At 54.9% G+C, this 18494-nt stretch carries 16 protein-coding genes; 2 read left to right on the top strand and 14 right to left on the bottom strand.

Translation table 11 applies throughout. The features are described 5' to 3' along the window. Positions 1–13: 13 nt before the first annotated feature. The 7 genes from carA to ribF all read right to left on the bottom strand — a co-directional run bounded on the left by carA (position 14) and on the right by ribF (position 8360). The gene (carA, locus tag AC6I8J_RS03080; protein WP_161731680.1) at positions 14–1162 is read right to left on the bottom strand and encodes a glutamine-hydrolyzing carbamoyl-phosphate synthase small subunit; all 1149 of its coding nucleotides are present in this window, start codon (positions 1160–1162) and stop codon (positions 14–16) included. Between the two features lie 469 nt (positions 1163–1631). Next, positions 1632–2447 (bottom strand): 4-hydroxy-tetrahydrodipicolinate reductase, encoded by an 816-nt coding sequence (dapB, locus tag AC6I8J_RS03075; RefSeq protein ID WP_161731682.1) that lies wholly within the window; start codon positions 2445–2447, stop codon positions 1632–1634. A gap of 223 nt (positions 2448–2670) precedes the next feature. Next, on the bottom strand, positions 2671–3624 hold the full coding sequence (gene ispH / locus AC6I8J_RS03070) for a 4-hydroxy-3-methylbut-2-enyl diphosphate reductase (protein WP_003854823.1): 954 nt from the start codon (positions 3622–3624) through the stop codon (positions 2671–2673). Next, a complete protein-coding gene (fkpB, locus tag AC6I8J_RS03065) occupies positions 3605–4075 on the bottom strand; it encodes an FKBP-type peptidyl-prolyl cis-trans isomerase (protein WP_161731685.1) in 471 nt (156 codons plus the stop codon). Before fkpB ends, ispH begins: the two co-directional genes overlap by 20 nt. Positions 4076–4078: 3 nt before the next feature. After that, the gene (lspA, locus tag AC6I8J_RS03060; protein ID WP_003854827.1) at positions 4079–4585 is read right to left on the bottom strand and encodes a signal peptidase II; all 507 of its coding nucleotides are present in this window, start codon (positions 4583–4585) and stop codon (positions 4079–4081) included. Next, positions 4585–7401: an isoleucine--tRNA ligase gene (gene ileS / locus AC6I8J_RS03055; protein WP_497825079.1), complete on the bottom strand. Its 2817-nt coding sequence runs from the start codon at positions 7399–7401 to the stop codon at positions 4585–4587. Before ileS ends, lspA begins: the two co-directional genes overlap by 1 nt. 29 nt (positions 7402–7430) lie before the next feature. Then, a complete protein-coding gene (gene ribF / locus AC6I8J_RS03050) occupies positions 7431–8360 on the bottom strand; it encodes a bifunctional riboflavin kinase/FAD synthetase (RefSeq protein WP_013356724.1) in 930 nt (309 codons plus the stop codon). Positions 8361–8666: 306 nt separating this feature from the next. On the opposite strand from ribF, the gene rpsT reads away from it, so the two are divergent. Next, positions 8667–8930, top strand: coding sequence for a 30S ribosomal protein S20 (gene rpsT / locus AC6I8J_RS03045; RefSeq protein WP_008925553.1), 264 nt, complete (start codon positions 8667–8669; stop codon positions 8928–8930). 36 nt (positions 8931–8966) lie between these two features. On the opposite strand, the gene nhaR is transcribed toward rpsT, so the two are convergent. The 4 genes from nhaR to dnaK form a co-directional block, all read right to left on the bottom strand. Continuing rightward, the gene (nhaR, locus tag AC6I8J_RS03040) at positions 8967–9875 is read right to left on the bottom strand and encodes a transcriptional activator NhaR (RefSeq protein WP_480343747.1); all 909 of its coding nucleotides are present in this window, start codon (positions 9873–9875) and stop codon (positions 8967–8969) included. Between the two features lie 8 nt (positions 9876–9883). Beyond that, positions 9884–11056 carry a Na+/H+ antiporter NhaA gene (gene nhaA / locus AC6I8J_RS03035; protein ID WP_440829860.1) on the bottom strand — a complete coding sequence of 391 codons (1173 nt, stop codon included), beginning with the start codon at positions 11054–11056 and terminating at the stop codon, positions 9884–9886. Positions 11057–11220: 164 nt separating this feature from the next. Then, positions 11221–12366, bottom strand: coding sequence for a molecular chaperone DnaJ (dnaJ, locus tag AC6I8J_RS03030; RefSeq protein ID WP_135910149.1), 1146 nt, complete (start codon positions 12364–12366; stop codon positions 11221–11223). A gap of 104 nt (positions 12367–12470) precedes the next feature. Beyond that, the gene (gene dnaK / locus AC6I8J_RS03025; protein WP_013356720.1) at positions 12471–14381 is read right to left on the bottom strand and encodes a molecular chaperone DnaK; all 1911 of its coding nucleotides are present in this window, start codon (positions 14379–14381) and stop codon (positions 12471–12473) included. A 303-nt stretch (positions 14382–14684) separates the two neighbouring features. On the opposite strand from dnaK, the gene satP reads away from it, so the two are divergent. Beyond that, a complete protein-coding gene (satP, locus tag AC6I8J_RS03020; RefSeq protein ID WP_260059151.1) occupies positions 14685–15254 on the top strand; it encodes an acetate uptake transporter in 570 nt (189 codons plus the stop codon). A 51-nt stretch (positions 15255–15305) separates the two neighbouring features. On the opposite strand, the gene AC6I8J_RS03015 is transcribed toward satP, so the two are convergent. From AC6I8J_RS03015 to tal, 3 genes are all read right to left on the bottom strand, one after another. Further along, a complete protein-coding gene (locus AC6I8J_RS03015; protein ID WP_222924587.1) occupies positions 15306–16613 on the bottom strand; it encodes an MFS transporter in 1308 nt (435 codons plus the stop codon). Between the two features lie 106 nt (positions 16614–16719). Next, positions 16720–17307 (bottom strand): molybdopterin adenylyltransferase, encoded by a 588-nt coding sequence (gene mog / locus AC6I8J_RS03010; protein ID WP_161731695.1) that lies wholly within the window; start codon positions 17305–17307, stop codon positions 16720–16722. A 125-nt stretch (positions 17308–17432) separates the two neighbouring features. After that, on the bottom strand, positions 17433–18386 hold the full coding sequence (gene tal, locus AC6I8J_RS03005; RefSeq protein ID WP_013356716.1) for a transaldolase: 954 nt from the start codon (positions 18384–18386) through the stop codon (positions 17433–17435). Between the last annotated feature and the right edge of the window lie 108 nt (positions 18387–18494).

Raw genomic sequence — 18494 nt, 5'->3', positions numbered from 1 at the left:
TATTAGCTCCTGATTACTTCGCTTGCAGACGGAATGCGTCAATCAATTCAATAAAGTGGTCAAACAGCGGTGCGGCATCACCCGGACCCGGGCTGGCTTCCGGGTGTCCCTGGAAGCTGAATGCAGGCTTATCAGTGCGATGAATGCCCTGCACCGTTTTATCGAACAACGAAATGTGGGTGACACGCAGGTTCGCAGGCAGATTGTTCTCATCGACCGCAAAACCGTGGTTCTGCGCGGTAATCATCACGCGGTTTTTTTCGAGATCTTTCACCGGATGGTTGCCGCCGTGGTGGCCGAGCTTCATCTTCACGGTCTTAGCCCCGCTGGCCAGCGCCAGCAGCTGATGCCCCAGGCAGATACCGAACACCGGAATCTCTGTCTTCAGGAAGGACTGAATCGCGCTGATCGCGTAGTCGCACGGCTCCGGGTCACCGGGACCGTTGGAGAGGAAAATGCCGTCAGGACTCAGCTTCAGAACCTCTTCGGCAGGTGTCTGTGCCGGAACCACGGTCAGACGACAGCCGCGATCGACTAGCATGCGCAGGATGTTGCGCTTAGCGCCGTAATCGTAAGCCACTACATGATAAGGCAGCGACTCCGCAGTAGCCTGCTCTGGCAGACCCGCGTCCAGCGTCCAGCTGCCCTGCTGCCAGCTGTAAGTCTCCGTAGTGCAGACCTCTTTCGCCAGATCCATTCCTTTCAGTCCCGGAAACGCCTGGGCTTTTTGCAGCGCCAGCGCAGCATCCGGATTATCGCCCGCAATGATGCAGCCGTTCTGCGCCCCTTTCTCACGCAGCAGGCGCGTCAGCTTGCGGGTATCAATATCGGCAATCGCCACGATGTTGTTGCGCTGCAGGTAAGCAGATAAGCCCTCTTCGCTACGGAAGTTGCTGGCAATCAGCGGCAGGTCACGAATAACCAGGCCCTGCGCATGAATCTGGCTGGATTCTTCGTCGGCGGCATTAGCACCGACATTACCGATATGGGGATAAGTGAGAGTGACGATTTGGCGGGAATAGGAAGGATCAGTGAGGATTTCTTGATAACCGGTCATTGAAGTGTTGAAAACGACTTCTCCCACTGCCGATCCTGTTGCCCCTATGGCCCGACCGTGGAATTGGGTTCCGTCTTCCAGAACCAGGATTGCTGACTTGATCAAAACATCCTCCAGGGAATAAACAGTCAATATATCTGCATATTAATTCAAAATAGCCGCCTGAATCAATGCAAAAACCGCCTGAATTGTCGATTTTTGGCAAATTGCGCGCATTCTAATGATCGCCCTGGTCATTGTCTACCCTGCAGTGGAATTTTTTCATACTTATCTGCCTTATGAGGAAAAAAACGGGCATGAGCGGCAAAAAGAGGGGAAAACTCGGCTAAATAATCGTTTGCCAGGCAGCCTAAAAACTAAATTAGCGCAACCGCCTCTTTATTTTTGACCAAATGGTCAAAAATAGCATCCAGCCGGGTAATAAAAGGACATAAATGGATAAAAATAAGCGTCAGAGCAGAATATTACACCCTAACCCTGGTTTTTAGATAAAATTAAGGGCAATAAAATCATTGCCCCTTTTCAATCAAGTTATTAACGATTGAAATAACCACATCACGATGGTTCACAACACTTACAACATCGACAAATCCAGCACATCGCGCATATCGTAAAGCCCTGATTTCTTATCTTTCAACCATAAAGCCGACTTAACTGCGCCATTTGCAAAGGTCATACGGCTCGAAGCCTTGTGGGTAATCTCTACTCGCTCGCCAATATCTGCAAACATCGCCGTATGCTCACCGACGATGTCACCTGCGCGCACCGTCGCAAAACCGATGGTCTGTGGCTGGCGTTCACCCGTATGGCCTTCACGTGTATAGACTGCATGCTCATCCAGTTTCCACTGCATCGCGTCGGCTATTGCCTCCCCCATCGCCAGCGCGGTGCCAGACGGCGCATCCACTTTATGACGGTGGTGCGCTTCAACGATCTCAATGTCCGCATACTCGCCCATCACTTTAGCGGCCTTCTCCAGCAGCTTCAGCACCAGGTTAACCCCCACACTGAAGTTAGCGGCGAACACGATGGCGATATCTTCCGCCGCCGCACGAATGGCCGCTTTGCCTGCCTCATCAAAACCGGTGGTGCCAATGACCATCGCTTTACCCTGCTCACGGCAGATCGCCATATACTCCAGCGTGCCTTCCGGCCGGGTGAAGTCGATCAACACATCAAAGTCGTTAATCACCGCGCGTAAATCGTCTGCGATGAGGATGCCATTCTTCCCGATGCCTGCTAATTCACCAGCGTCGCTGCCCGTCAGCGATGAACCCGGGCGTACCAGTGCTGCACCCAGTTCTACGCCCTCTGCCTGCTGTGTCGCCTGAATCAGATTACGGCCCATTCGGCCCGGCGCGCCCACAATAGCAATCCGGATAGTGTTCATATTTATTCATTCCTAAAGCAAATCTATGCATACAAAGCGTCATCAGGTTAACGACGAGTTAACAGTCACGCCACTATTAATCCGTGATAATAAGAATTTTATGCCAGCCGCCTGTGATTATCAGTAAAAGCAATTACGCCCGCAAAAAACAGTCTTTTCTGTCTGACCAAAAAAACAAAAAAGGCCGAACAGAGTCGGCCTTTTTAGCAGGTAAATCAGAACGCTACTGCACGTTGCGTACGTCGACACGTAGCTCTTTTGGCACTTCGAAGACGATATTCTCTTCACGACCAATCAGCTCAATCGCCGCTTCGCCACCCAGCTCACGCAGTCGCTGGATCACCTGCTGCACCAGAATATCGGGGGCTGAGGCACCCGCGGTTACACCAATACAGGCTACGCCTTTTACCCACTCTTCCTGAATATCATCCGCAGAGTCGATCAGCTTCGCCAGCTTACCGGCACGCTGTGCCAGTTCGGCCAGGCGGTTGGAGTTCGAGGAGTTCTTCGACCCTACCACCAGCACCACTTCCGCATCTTTCGCCAGCGTACGAACGGCTTCCTGACGGTTGGTGGTGGCGTAGCAGATATCATCTTTACGCGGCCCGATAATCGCCGGGAAGCGCTGGCGCAAAGCATCAATGATGTCAGAGGTGTCATCCACCGACAGCGTGGTCTGCGTCATGAAGCTCAGATTGTTTTCGTCTTTGACGGTCAGTCTGAAGACATCTTCCGGTGACTCCACCAGATACATGCCGCCATTAGGGTTGTTGTACTGCCCCATGGTGCCTTCGACTTCCGGATGCCCCGCATGACCAATCAGTATTGCCTCAACGCCTTTACGGCTGGCGCGTGCCACTTCCATATGCACCTTGGTCACCAGCGGACAGGTGGCGTCGAAAAGCATAGTCAGATTGCGCGCTTTAGCTTCGGCACGCACTGCCTGAGAAACACCGTGCGCGGAGAAGATCAGAATCGCGTTATCCGGCACTTCACTGATCTCTTCAATGAAGATGGCACCGCGCTCACGCAGGCTGTTTACCACATAACGGTTATGCACCACTTCGTGACGGACGTAGATGGGCGCGCCATACATCTCCAGCGCGCGCTCAACAATACTGATGGCACGATCAACGCCAGCGCAGAAGCCGCGCGGATTAGCTAACAGGATTTGCATCGTTGGCCTCCAGTGCGGGATCGATTTCCAGCACCTCTACATCAAACTGAATACGACGACCTGCCAGCGGATGGTTGAAATCCACAGTGATAGAGTCACCGGAGATTTCACGGATCACGCCAGGCATTTCACTGCCGCCCATGCCGCTGAACAGCATGATGGCTCCCACTTCCGGCTCACCCGCATCGATAAAGTCCCGACGCGAGAAATACTGGATCAGGTCAGGGCTGACGCCGCCAAAGGCGTCGTCCGGTTCCAGGGTAAACTGTTTAGTTTCACCCGCTTTCAGCCCCAGCAGTGCCTGCTCAAGTGCTGCAGAGAGGCTGCCATCACCGAGACGGAACAGCGCGGGCTTGCCGTTTGCACGGGTCGATTCCGCCGTCGAGCCATCTTCCAGCTTCAGCGTAAAATGCACCAACACCGCGCTTTCGCGCTGTACGCACTCAGTCATCACTTACCCTTTCTGTTTAGCCTGTTTGCCGTTCGGGCTGAAAAAGCCCTCCAGCACCACCAATGCCGCACCGATACAGATGCCGCAGTCAGCGATATTAAATGTAGCGAAGTGCCAGTTACCGACATAGAAATCGATAAAATCGACCACAAAGCCATGGTATGAGCGATCGAACAAATTGCCTATCGCGCCGCCGATGATCAGAGCATAGGCGATGTTAGCCATCTTCTGGCTGGCGTGATTGCGGTACATCATCACCACCAGCGAGATCACGATAGCCAGCGCAATACCGGCAAAGAACCAGCGCTGCCAGCCGCCTTTGTCCGCCAGGAAACTGAACGCCGCGCCATAGTTGTGCGCGTAGAACAGATTCAGATAAGGCATCAGCGGCTGGGTTTCATGCAGCATCATGTTGTTCATCACCCACTGCTTACTGGCGAAGTCGACAACAATCACCACCAGCACCAGCCACAGCCAGCGCAATCCGGTTGATAAAATAGGTTTACGCATCAGGCAAATTCACGCTGTTCGCCGTCACCGGCTACGTTAGTGTAACAACGACCACAGACCTCAGCATGCTCAGGATTCTGTCCGACGTCGGTAGTGTAATGCCAGCAGCGCTGACATTTCTCGCCTTCCGCCTTGTGCAGCGCGATTTTCAGACCTTTCAGCAGCTCACTCTGCTGCGCTTCGTCATTCGCCAGTGCGTAATCCGCTACCTGTGCGCCAGAGGTCAGCAGCACAAAACGCAGCTCATTGCCCAGCGCCTGCAGCTTAGCAGCCAGTTCCGGATCGGCATAGAGCGTCACCGTCGCTTCCAGTGCGCCACCGATACGTTTATCCGCACGCGCCTGCTCGATCACCTTGTTCACTTCGCCACGCACTTTCAGCAGCTCAGCCCAGTAGGCGTCATTCAGCGCTTCATCTTCTGCCAGGCCAAACAGACCCTGATACCACTCTTCGGTGAAGACATACTGTGCACGTTCGCCTGGCAGGTAGCCCCAGATCTCATCCGCTGTAAAGGACATGATCGGTGCCATCCAGCGTACCAGCGCTTCGACGATATGCCACAGCGCGGTCTGACAGCTGCGACGCGCCAGGCCATCGCCTTTCGCGGTGTACTGACGATCCTTGATGATGTCGAGATAGAAGCTGCCCATCTCAATTGAGCAGAACTGCATCAGACGCTGGATCACTTCGTGGAAATCGTAGTTCTCGTAAGAGGCAATGATATCGGCCTGTGCCGCCTGTGCGCGACCCACTGCCCAGCGATCCACCACCACCATCTCTTCCGGTTTCACCAGATCGGTGGCCGGGTTGAAGCCGCTGAGGTTAGCCAGCAGGAAACGCGCGGTGTTACGGATACGACGATAGGCATCGGCAGAGCGCTTGAGGATCTCATCGGAGACCGCCATTTCACCCGAGTAGTCGGTTGAGGCCACCCACAGACGCAGAATATCGGCGCCCAGTTTGTTCATCACATCCTGCGGTGCAACGGTGTTGCCGATCGACTTCGACATCTTGCGGCCCTGACCATCCACGGTGAAACCGTGCGTCAGTACCTGACGATAAGGCGCTTTGCCCTTCATCGCCGTGGAGATCATCAGCGAGGACATAAACCAGCCGCGATGCTGATCGGAGCCTTCCAGATAGAGATCAGGCGCATGTCCGCCAAATTCAGGACGCGCATCCACCACGGAGTAGCTGGTAGAACCGGAGTCAAACCAGACATCCAGCGTATCCGGCACTTTAACGTAATGATCGGCATCGTCGCCCATCAGTTCGCGCGGGTCGAGATCCCACCAGGCCTGAATCCCATCCTGCTCAACGCGCTGCGCCACTTTCTCCATCAGCGCCAGCGTGTCCGGGTGCAGCTCTTCGCTCTCTTTATGAACGAACAGCGCCATTGGGACGCCCCACGTACGCTGACGGGAGATACACCAGTCAGGACGGTTCGCTACCATCGATTCGATACGCGCCTGGCCCCAGTCCGGGATCCACTGTACGCCTTTGATCTCTTTCAGCGACTGCGCACGCAGTCCTTTCTGATCCATGCTGATGAACCATTGCGGCGTGGCGCGGAAGATGATCGGCGTTTTATGGCGCCAGCAGTGCGGGTAGCTGTGCAGCAGTTTCTCAACGTGCAGCAGCGCGCCCTTCTCTTTCAGCAGCTCAACGATCATGTCGTTGGCTTTAAAAACGTTAATCCCATCCAGCGTCGGATATGTGCCTGGCAGATAAGTGCCATCCGGTCCGACCGGATTCGCCGTTTCGATGCCATATTTCTGACCGATGACATAGTCATCCGGACCGTGGCCTGGAGCGGTGTGAACTGCACCAGTACCCGCGTCCAGCGTCACGTGATCGCCCAGCACCACCAGCGACGCCAGCGCCAGGAACGGATGCTGGAATTTCTGCAGCTCCAGCGCAGCGCCCTGACATTCGCCCAGTACCTGCCATTCGCTGACACCGGCGCGCTTCATGACGCTCTCAACCAGCTCTTTCGCCAGGATCAGGGCACGGCCCTCGATCTGGATCAACTGGTACTCAAATTCAGGATGCAGAGAGATGGCGCGGTTAGCTGGTAATGTCCACGGCGTCGTTGTCCAGATCACCAGTGAGATTGGGCCATTGACCTGTGCTACGCCAAATGCCTGACGCACCGCGTCGGCATCGATGGCGTTGAACATCACATCAATTGACGGTGACGTTTTGTCGTAATACTCCACTTCCGCTTCTGCTAAGGCTGAACGGCAATCCAGGCACCAGTGCACTGGCTTCGCGCCTTTATGAAGGTGGCCGTTGCCGATGATTTTACCCAGCGCACGGATGATGTTGGCTTCGGTGCCGAAATCCATGGTCAGGTAAGGACGATCCCAGTCGCCCAGCACGCCCAGGCGGATAAAGTCGGCCTTCTGGCCTTCAACCTGTTCAGCAGCATACTTGCGGCACGCGGCACGGAATTCAGCGGCGGTGACTTTCTCGCCTGGCTTGCCGATCATCTGCTCAACTTTGTGTTCGATTGGCAGACCGTGACAGTCCCAGCCCGGCACATATGGCGAGTCATAACCCGCCATGCCTTTCGACTTAACGATAATGTCTTTCAGAATCTTGTTAACAGAGTGACCAATATGAATGCTGCCGTTCGCATACGGAGGGCCATCATGCAGGATAAAGGTTTTTTTCCCTTTTTTGGCTTCGCGGATGATGCCGTACAGGTTGTCGGCATACCAGCGTTGCAACATTCCCGGTTCGCGTTTGGCCAGATCGCCACGCATCGGGAATCCCGTTTCCGGCAAATTCAGGGTAGATTTATAGTCACTCATCAGATTCTCGATTCCGTTTTTCGCTCAGGTTAAAGCAGCCCAAAGAACTGCCGGGCCGTTACCACATCGTTCGCAATTTGTTCTTTCAACGCCTCCAGTGAGGCAAAGCGCTGCTCGTTTCGTATTTTCTGTTTCAGCACCACATCAATGTGACGACCATAGAGATCCATATTGATGTCGAGCAGGTGAACTTCAAGCTGCTGGCGTAAACCTTTTACGGTCGGGCGAGTGCCGATATTGGCAACACCCGGCAGTGGCTCAGGCGTCAGACCCTGTACCTCCACCGCATAGACCCCTTTCACCGGTGAGACGCTGCGGCGTAAAGGAAGGTTCGCAGTGGGGAAACCCAGCGTGCGTCCCAGTGCATCACCGTGCACGACGCGGCCGGAAATGGTGAATGGATGACCTAACAGCGACTGCGCCAGCGCTAAATCATCTGCGGCCAGCGCCTGACGCACGGCGGTGCTGCTGATTCGCTTCCCGCCGTCACAGAAGGTTTCGGTGCTCACGACCTCAAAACCATACTCCGCACCGGCTTTCTGTAATAACAGGAAATCCCCCTGGCGACCAGCGCCGAAGCGGAAATCATCGCCTACTGCGAGGTACTTTACGTCCAGCTTGTCCACCAGCAGGTCACTGATAAAACGCTGGGCGGACAGGGCTGCGAAGCGACGGTCGAACCGCACACACAGCACTTTATCGACGCCGGCTTCAGCCATATAGCGCAGTTTTTCACGCAGGCGCGTCAGGCGTGCCGGGGCTTTATCACCGGCAAACAGCTCCAGCGGCTGTGGCTCAAACACCATGACCACGACCGGCAGATTACGCTTACGCCCCTCTTCACACAGCCGGGACATCAGCGCCTGATGCCCGCGGTGCACACCATCGAAATTACCAATGGTCAGAACGCAGCCGCGATGCTGCTCGTTAAGATTATGAATACCGCGGATAAACTTCATGGCTGGCCCAAACCGGTGGAAATCGGCGGATTATACCCTTGAAAGCGACTCAGGTTAACCCGTCAGCACGCCTTTCATGCTTTAGGTGCTGCATTTCCTGTTGCAGATGCGCATGTTAAGAATTTTGTCGCGAAATACTGTATTCAGCGAGGGGAAGCTGGTAGAATCTTGCGCCATCAAATACGTAACCGAGTGCTGCTCATAGAGCGACGCTTATTTGCACAAATCCATTGACAAAATCAGGTTAGAAGGGCATAGTCCTCGGCCTTTGATTTGTCTCTATAGAACACATTTGGGAGTTGGACCTTGGCTAATATCAAATCAGCTAAGAAACGCGCCGTAACATCTGAGAAACGCCGCAAGCATAACGCTAGCCGCCGCTCAATGATGCGTACCTTCGTTAAGAAAGTATACGCGGCGATCGCTTCAGGCGACAAAGCTGCTGCGCAGAACGCATTCAATGAAATGCAACCACTCGTGGATCGTCAGGCCGCTAAAGGTCTGATCCACAAAAACAAAGCTGCACGTTATAAATCAAACCTGACTGCACAGATCAACAAACTGGCTTAATCGCCCGTTGTTTATCGCTTTGTTAAAAAAGCCGGCTTACGCCGGTTTTTTTTCGTCTGTACTCTGACGGGGAAAGAGTCCGCTGAAGTCAGCGTGACAGAGACGCTGCACCGCCGGATGCTGAATCATCCGCTCGGCGAAGAGTATATGGTACTCCTCTGACACCGCATCGAGCCGGCCGACTTCATAACTCCCCTCCTGCTGATCCCTGTCCAGCGCTGCTGCTACAAAAACCGCCTTCTGACGCGCACCAAATGCGTTCATCAGAGCTGCATCATCAAACTCACCGAGAATCTCCACCTGCAGCCCCTGGGTTGTGATCCAGTTGAGGATTTTGCGCCCCAGCATCGAGCGGCGACCCGGAACCAGCAGGGGGCGCGTCTCAAGACAAGCCGGAAAAGAGAGATCGGTGATCGGCTGCGCGGACCAGAAACTGATCGGGCACTCCCCCAGCTTCACCGAAAACAGCCCTTCCTGCTGGGTGGGATCGATGGAGCAGTCAGAGATAATCATATCCAGCTTATGCTGACTGAGCTGCTCCAGCAGCATTTCGTGGGTCGATTCAAAACAGCGCAGGTGAATCTTCTCCTCTGCAACCACTGCGGTCTCCAGTACCTTACTGACCAGTTGCTTAGAGAGCGCATCTGCCACGCCAACATCCAGCAGCAGATGAGACTCTTTGCGGTAGTTAACGATATCCAGCATCTCCTGACCCAGCATAAACATGCGGTCAGCGTAGCGGAACACCAACTGTCCCAGTTCCGTCGGTACGAGACCCCGTCCCTGACGCCGGAACAGCTTGCCCTGCAGGCGCTCCTCCAGTGCCTTAATCTGCCCGGTAATGGTCTGTGGCGTCAGGGAGAGTGCCTCTGCTGCCGCCGTAATCGATCCCGCACGGCAGGCGTGCCAGAAGTAGTAGAGATGATTGTAATTAATGTGCGCCATAGGATGCCCTACGCCGCACGCTGCTTAAGACGCCAGCCAAGGATCATATAGCCCAGCACCGCCGACAGAATCGAACCTGACAGAATCCCCAGCTTCGCCAGCGTCATCAGTTCAGCACTGATGTCGCCGTAGGCCAGCGAGGCGATAAATATCGACATGGTGAAGCCAATACCGCACAGCACCCCCACCGCCGCAATATCTTTGATGTGAGTATTTTCCGGCAGTCTGGCTATGCCGGTTTTATCTGCCAGCCAGCAGAACAGCGTAATGCCCAGTGGCTTACCGATCAGCAGACCGGCCATGATGCCCAGCGGCAGCAGCGAGAAGAGGCTACCGAACGAGACACCCGTCAGCGACACACCTGCATTAGCAAAGGCAAACAGGGGCAGGATCACCCAGCGCACCCAGGGATGCAGCGCATGCTCAAGATGAATCGCCGGAGAGTGTCCCTCTTTCTTCGCCAGCGGAATCAGGAAGCCGACCACGACACCCGCCAGCGTCGCATGAACACCCGACTTCAGCACCGCCACCCATAGCACCAGCCCCACCAGCAGATAGAGACCGGTGTTGCGCACGTTGAGCAGGTTCATCAGCGCCAGCACGGCAATGGCAGCGGCGGCAACGCCCAGCGAGGCCATCGAAAGGTGATGCGTGTAAAACAGCGCGATAATCACGATAGCCCCGAGATCGTCGATGATCGCCAGCGCCATCAGGAAGATTTTCAGAGCAGGCGGCACGCGGCTTCCCAGCAGCGCCAGGATGCCCAGCGCAAAGGCGATATCGGTGGCGGTCGGGATCGCCCAGCCGCTGCGGGTGGCGGCATCGGCACCGTTAAACAGCAGAAAAATGATCGCCGGGGCGATCATGCCACCCAGCGCCGCAATCAGCGGGAACAGCGCCTGTTCACGTTTAGCCAGCGCGCCCATCACCAGTTCGCGTTTGACCTCAAGTCCTACCATCAGGAAGAACAGCGCCATCAGCGCATCGTTAATCCACAGCAGCAGGTCTTTGCTGATATCGAGACTGCCAAAGCGAAACTCCACCGGAATGGCCAGCAAATCGCGATAGCCCTGCTGCGTCGCTCCGCTATTGGCCAGTACCATCGCCAGCGCAGCCGCAATAATCAGCACCACACCGCCGGTAGCGTCGCTTTCAACTATTTTTTTTAATCTGATATTCACACGCGTTGTCCTTAATCCAGAGATCAATCAAAGTCCCTAAGAGTAACGATAATAACAGCTCGAAAAAAACAGTTTATTTAGCGGGGATTGTTCGGAAATAACGAAGCGTTGATCGCAGGTAAAAAAAAGCCAGCGGCAGGCGCTGGCTTTCAGCGTGGATGAACTTAACGGGTTAAGTCATCAAAGAATTTTTTCACGCCGTCGAAGAAGCTCTTTGAGCGCGGGCTGTTATGCTCGCCGCTCGGGCCGCCAAAACTCTCTTCCAGTTCACGCAACAGCGCTTTCTGTTTCTCATTCAGGCTGACCGGTGTTTCCACCACGACGCGACATAACAGGTCGCCGACCGCGCCGCCACGTACCGATTTGACGCCACGTCCGCGCATGCGGAACAGCTTGCCGGTCTGCGTTTCTGACGGCACTTTCAGCTTCACGCGACCATCCAGTGTCGGCACTTCAATCTCGCCGCCCAGCGCCGCCATCGCAAAGTTGATTGGCACTTCGCAGTAGAGATTGTTCTCTTCACGCTCGAAGATCGGGTGTTTCTTCACCGATACCTGAACGTAGAGATCGCCGGCTGGTGCGCCCTGCTCGCCCGCTTCGCCTTCGCCACTCAGACGAATACGATCGCCGGTGTCAACCCCAGCAGGGATTTTCACTGACAGCGTCTTCGACTTCTCAACGCGGCCATGGCCATGACAGGCGTTGCACGGATCTTTAATCACCGAGCCGCGACCATGACAGGTCGGACAGGCCTGCTGGACAGTGAAGAAGCCCTGGCGCATCTGCACCTGGCCTGCACCATGACAGGTTGAACAGGTTTGTGGCTGCGTTCCCGCTTTCGCGCCGCTGCCGTGGCAGACATCACACTCTTCCAGGGTTGGAATGCGGATCTCTTTGGTCACGCCGCGTACCGCTTCTTCCAGCGACAGCTCCATGTTGTAGCGTAAATCGGCGCCACGTGAGGCGCGCTGACGGCGTCCACCACCAAAGATGTCACCGAATACGTCGCCAAAGATATCGCTGAAGTCTGCACCGCCGCCACCAAAGCCGCCGCCGCCGAATCCACCGCCACCCATACCGCCCTGTTCAAAGGCTGCATGACCATACTGATCGTAGGCCGCACGCTTCTGCGCATCGGTCAGGATTTCGTACGCTTCCTTGACCTCTTTGAATTTAGCTTCGGCCTCTTTGTCACCGGGATTGCGGTCCGGGTGAAATTTCATTGCCAGGCGTTTGTAAGCCTTTTTGATTTCACGCTCGTCCGCGGATTTGGCGACGCCTAAAATCTCGTAGTAATCACTCTTCGCCATGTTTTTTTAGCCCTTAACATGATCGCACGGGCGTGGAGAGATCTCCTACGCCCGTGCTGGTTTCAACGGCTGTCAGGCCAACCGTCGCGCCCGGTCAGGGGCAATTATTTCTTGTTGTCTTTCACTTCTTCGAATTCAGCATCGACAACGTCATCATCTTTCTTCGCTGACGCGTCACCGGCATCCGCTGCACCCGCCTGAGACTGCTGTGCTGCTTCCATCAGTTTGCCGGACACTTCCATCAGCGCCTGCATTTTGGCGTCGATTTCCGCTTTGTCTTCGCCTTTCAGCGCAGTTTCCAGCGCGGCCAGTGCGGCTTCAATTGGCGCTTTGTCATCAGCTGACAGTTTGTCGCCTGCTTCATCCAACTGCTTACGTGTGCTGTGGGCAATCTGGTCACCCTGGTTACGCGTCTGAACCAGCTCTTCGAACTTACGGTCAGATTCAGCGTTCGCTTCTGCATCACGCACCATTTTCTGGATCTCTTCATCGCTCAGACCTGAAGAGGCTTTGATGGTGATCTTCTGCTCTTTACCGCTGTTCTTATCCTTCGCCGACACGTGCAGGATACCATCCGCATCGATGTCGAAGGTCACTTCGATCTGCGGCATACCGCGTGGCGCATTCTGAATACCGTCGAGGTTGAACTGGCCCAGTGACTTGTTGTCATTGGCGCGCTTACGCTCACCCTGCAGCACATGAATGGTCACGGCTGACTGGTTATCTTCAGCCGTCGAGAAGACCTGGCTGTGCTTGGTTGGGATGGTGGTGTTCTTGCTGATCAGCGAAGTCATCACGCCACCCATGGTTTCGATACCCAGTGACAGCGGGGTAACGTCCAGCAGCAGCACGTCTTTCACGTCGCCACCCAGTACACCCCCCTGAACCGCAGCACCAACGGCAACGGCTTCGTCCGGGTTCACGTCTTTACGCGGCTCTTTACCGAAGAATTCGGTCACTTTCGCCTGAACCAGTGGCATACGGGTCTGACCACCCACCAGGATAACGTCGTTGATGTCTGATACAGACAGGCCCGCATCCTGCAGCGCAACTTTCAGTGGCGCGATTGAGCGTGCAACCAGATCTTCAACCAGTGACTCCAGTTTAGAGCGGGTCACTTTGATGTTCAGGTGCTTAGGACCGGTCGCATCTGCCGTGATGTATGGCAGGTTAACATCGGTCTGCTGTGCAGAAGAAAGTTCGATTTTCGCTTTCTCTGCCGCTTCTTTCAGACGCTGCATTGCCAGTGGATCGTTGTGCAGATCGATGCCCTGGTCTTTCTTGAATTCAGCAACCAGATAGTTAATCAGGCGGCTGTCAAAGTCTTCACCACCCAGGTGGGTGTCACCGTTGGTCGCCAGAACTTCAAAGGTTTTTTCGCCGTCAACTTCGTCGATCTCGATGATTGAGATATCGAAGGTACCGCCACCCAGGTCATAAACCGCGATGGTGCGGTTGCCCTGGCCTTTGTCCAGACCGTATGCCAGTGCAGCAGCTGTCGGTTCGTTAATGATACGTTTGACTTCCAGACCCGCGATACGGCCGGCATCTTTGGTCGCCTGACGCTGCGCATCGTTGAAGTAAGCCGGTACGGTAATGACCGCTTCGGTCACTGGCTCACCGAGGTAATCTTCGGCGGTCTTTTTCATTTTCTTCAGCACTTCAGCAGAGATCTGCGGTGGTGCCATTCTTTGGCCTTTCACTTCCAGCCAGGCGTCGCCGTTGTCAGCGCCGGTGATTTTGTACGGCATGATTTTAATATCACGCTGCACTTCTTCGTCCTGGAAACGACGACCAATCAGACGCTTGATTGCGAACAGGGTATTCTGCGGGTTAGTCACTGCCTGACGTTTAGCCGGTTGACCGACCAGAATTTCGCCATCCTGTGTATACGCAATAATTGAAGGCGTGGTGCGATCGCCCTCGGCATTTTCCAGCACGCGTGCTTTAGTGCCATCCATGATCGCAACACAAGAGTTGGTTGTACCCAGGTCAATACCAATAATCTTACCCATCTAAACATCTCCCACTTAAATTCGTTGCCAATTTGGGTTGTGAACCTGTTATGTGGGCGGGTTGTTTGCATTCAACCTGCCAGCACATGCTTTTTATCCAACGTTCACAACGCTCGATGACAAGTAAATGGGGCCGCTTCGATGCGCATCAAGGGCTAAACCAAAAAAATTTTTCTACCTCTGGCCCTGCCGGGATCAAAGAACACGGTTAACCCACTGAATATGATGCGTCGCCTTACTCCTTTCTGTGAGCAGGCTGAAGTCCTTTTATTTCATTAACGATCAACTGACTGCCGAGGAACTATGGCAAATTCAACGCTGGCTAATCCTGCCCCGCTGGGCTTAATGGGATTTGGCATGACAACCATTTTGCTGAACCTGCACAACACGGGTCTGTTTGACATGGACGTGGCAATTTTAGCGATGGGGATTTTTTATGGCGGAATCGCGCAGGTGCTGGCCGGTCTGCTGGAATTTAAAAAGAACAACACTTTTGGGCTGACAGCCTTTACCTCTTACGGCATGTTCTGGTTAAGCTTTGTGGCGATTCTGCTGTTACCGCAGATGGGTCTGGCGAAAGCACCTGATGAACGCTTCCTGGGTGCCTGGCTGGCACTGTGGGGCATCTTCACGCTGTTTATGTTTATCGGCACGCTGACAGGTGCGCGGATGCTGCAGTTTGTCTTTGGCTCGCTCACGCTGCTGTTTCTGCTGCTGGCCGTGGCTCACCTTATGCACCTGCCTTCGCTGGAGGTGTCTGCGGGCTGGGTCGGCATACTTTGTGGTGCCAGCGCCTGCTATCTGGCAATGGGTGAAGTGCTGAACGACACCTTTGGCCGCACTCTTCTGCCGATTGGCGCGAAATCGCTTTAAGCCTGCCTTTACGCCTGAAAAAGACGCGGAGCCTGTCTCCGCGTCCCCGCATTACAAAGAGTTTATTCCCTGCTGCAGGCCAGGCTCGTGGCTGACATCACGCCGCAGCCAGATCCCCGTCAACAATCCCACCAGCGCCAGCGCCATCACATACCAGCAGGGTGCCATCACTGAGACGTTCATCAGCAGCGACACAAAGATGGGTGTCAGCCCGCCGAAGATCGCGTAGGAGAGGTTGTAGGAAAACGAGAGGCCGGTAAAACGCACCTCTGCCGGGAAGGCGCGCACCATCACAAAGGGCACGACGCCGACAATACCGACGCTCAGGCCCGCCACGCCATAGAGCAGGAACAGCTGCTGCGGATAGAGAGCGGTCAGGTGATAGAACTGCCAGCTACAGATTGCCAGCAGCAGGCTGCCGACACATAAGGTACGACTGGCACCAACGCGATCGACAGCGAGTCCGGCAATAATGCAGCCGATGCAGAGCATCACGGTGGCGATACTGTTGGCCTGCAGGGTCAGCGCGGGCGCGATGCCCAGCTGCTTCTGCAGCCAGACCGGCGACATCAGGATCACGACCACGATGCAGGCGGAGAGCAGCCAGGTCAGCAGCATGGAAATCACAACCGACTTTTTATGCTCCGCCAGCACGGTCTTCAGCGGCAGGGTTTCAGCCAGCGCTTTACGCTGCTGCATCTCAACAAAGACCGGCGTCTCATGCAGCCAGCGCCGCAGGTACATTGCGATAAGACCAAACACGCCACCGAGGAAGAACGGAATACGCCAGCCGCCGTCATGAATCGCCTGCTGCGACATCGAGGTATTAATCAGCGTCGCCACCAGCGACCCCAGTAAAATGCCGATGGTCAGCCCGGCCGTCAGCGTGCCACAGGCGATGCCGATACGTTTGTAAGGCACGTGCTCAGCGACAAACACCCACGCACCCGGCACTTCGCCGCCAATCGCTGCGCCCTGCAGCATCCGCATCAACAGCATCAGCAGTGGCGCAGCAATGCCAATCGTCTGCCAGGTAGGCAGAGCGCCCATCATCAGGGTTGGCAGCGCCATCAGCAGAATACTCAGGCTGAACATCTTTTTGCGTCCGAGCTTGTCGCCAAAATGCGCCATCACGATGCCGCCCAGCGGGCGTGCCAGATAGCCTGCGGCAAAAATGGCAAACGTCTGCAGCTGACGCAGCCATTCCGGAATATCTGAAGGGAAAAAGAGTTCGCCAATTACGGTGGCGAAGAAGACAAAGATGATGAAGTCGTAAAATTCCAGCGCGCCGCCCAGCGCGGCCAGCGCCAGAGTTTTGTAATCCTTACCGGTCAGACGCTGCGTGTAAGTCGGATTCATAATAGTCCAGAGGCAAAAGAGACAAGGTTGTAAAGATACTCTTACTATATCGTCAATCTTTTGCCACACCAGCAGGGCTATAGCTTATGCCTGAAATGCGCAATATTTAGTTATTTATCTCACGTATCGCGCTTTTAGGGCGAAATGCTGCTACTACCTCAGAATGCGTCTCGACGTAAGGCCCTTCCAGAAGCTGTAAACAATAAGGTACAGAAGCAAAGATGCCGTGCACTTTTACGTTGCCCTGCTCATCCTTCAGCCCTTCCAGCGTCTCTTTGATCGACTTCGGCTGACCCGGCAGATTGAGGATAAGCGACTGTTTGCGGATCACCCCGACCTGACGCGACAGAATCGCGGTCGGCACGAACTGCAGGCTTATCTGACGCATCTGCTCACCAAAGCCAGGCATTTCCCGATCGGCAACGGCTAAGGTGGCGTCGGGCGTGACATCGCGTCGGGCCGGACCGGTGCCGCCAGTGGTTAACACCAGATGGCAAAAACGTTCATCGACCAGTTCGCAAATGGCGTGCTCAATCATCGGCTGCTCGTCCGGTACCAGTCGGGACTCAATCTCAAACGGACTGCTGATTGCGCTGCCAAGCCAGCTCTCCAGTGCGGGAATCCCCTGATCCTGATAGATGCCGTTCGCGGCGCGATCGGAGACCGAGATCAGGCCAATGCGTAATGTATTCATGATGAGCTTCGCTGTGATTTACCGCGGTGCGGTGGAGTAAAAGGGGAATAGCAGAAAGGATAATATAAAGTGAAAGGGTCGGAAAAGAGAAAACCGTGGCAGCCTGTGCCGCCACGGTCAGCAGATTACAGCAGTTCTGCCAGCATTTTCTCAAGTTTGCCCTGATCAACGGCAAAGTTGCGGATACCTTCTGCCAGCTTAGCTACCGCCATGGGATCCTGGTTGTGCTGCCACAGGAACTCAGACTCGGTCATGCGGGCCGGACGCGCTTTCACTTCGCCGCTGTAGCTCAGTTTACGCTCCAGGGTGCCTTCGCTCTCTGCCAGCTCTTTCAGCAGCGCAGGCGAAATGGTCAGACGGTCACAGCCGGCCAGCTCGATGATTTCGCCAACGTTACGGAAGCTCGCGCCCATCACCACGGTTTCATAGCCATGCTGCTTGTAGTAGTTGTAGATTTCAGAGACTGAAACCACGCCTGGATCTTCGTGCGCGGCATACTCTTTCTTGTCAGTGTTGGCTTTGTACCAGTCGAGGATGCGGCCAACAAACGGAGAGATCAGGAACACGCCCGCTTCAGCACAGGCACGCGCCTGAGCAAAGGAGAACAGCAGGGTCAGGTTACAGTTGATACCCTCTTTTTCCAGCTGCTCTGCAGCACGGATGCCCTGCCAGGTAGAGGCCAGTTTGATCAGGATGCGGTCATTGCTGATACCGGCATCATTGTAGAGTTTGATCAGGCTGCGGGCTTTAGCGATGCTGCCTTCCGTGTCGTAAGAGAGACGCGCATCGACTTCAGTCGAGATACGGCCTGGGATCAGCTTCAGGATTTCCAGACCAATGTTTACGGCCAGCTTGTCAGAAACCAGCTGCAGTTGCTCTTCTTTGTTGCTGCTCTGCTCACGCGCCCAGCCGATCGCTTCATCGATCAGTTTACGGTATTCAGGAATTTGTGCGGCGTTAAGAATCAGAGAAGGGTTGGTGGTAGCGTCCTGCGGCTGATACAGCTTCATGGCTGCAATATCACCGGTGTCGGCGACGACGGTGGTGAGCTGACGCAGGGAGGTAAGTTTGTCCGTCATGTTCTTTTCTCTTAGTTAACTGTCAGTGTGAAAAAAGGCTGTTGGGATAATATCACGCGCCAACGGTCGCGCAAGGTCAGGGAATGCCGTTTACGATAGCGCGAACAA

The sequence above is a fragment of the Pantoea sp. X-Soil-ISGK-355 genome (assembly GCF_059730805.1).
This window is presented reverse-complemented; position numbering and strand designations above follow the sequence as displayed.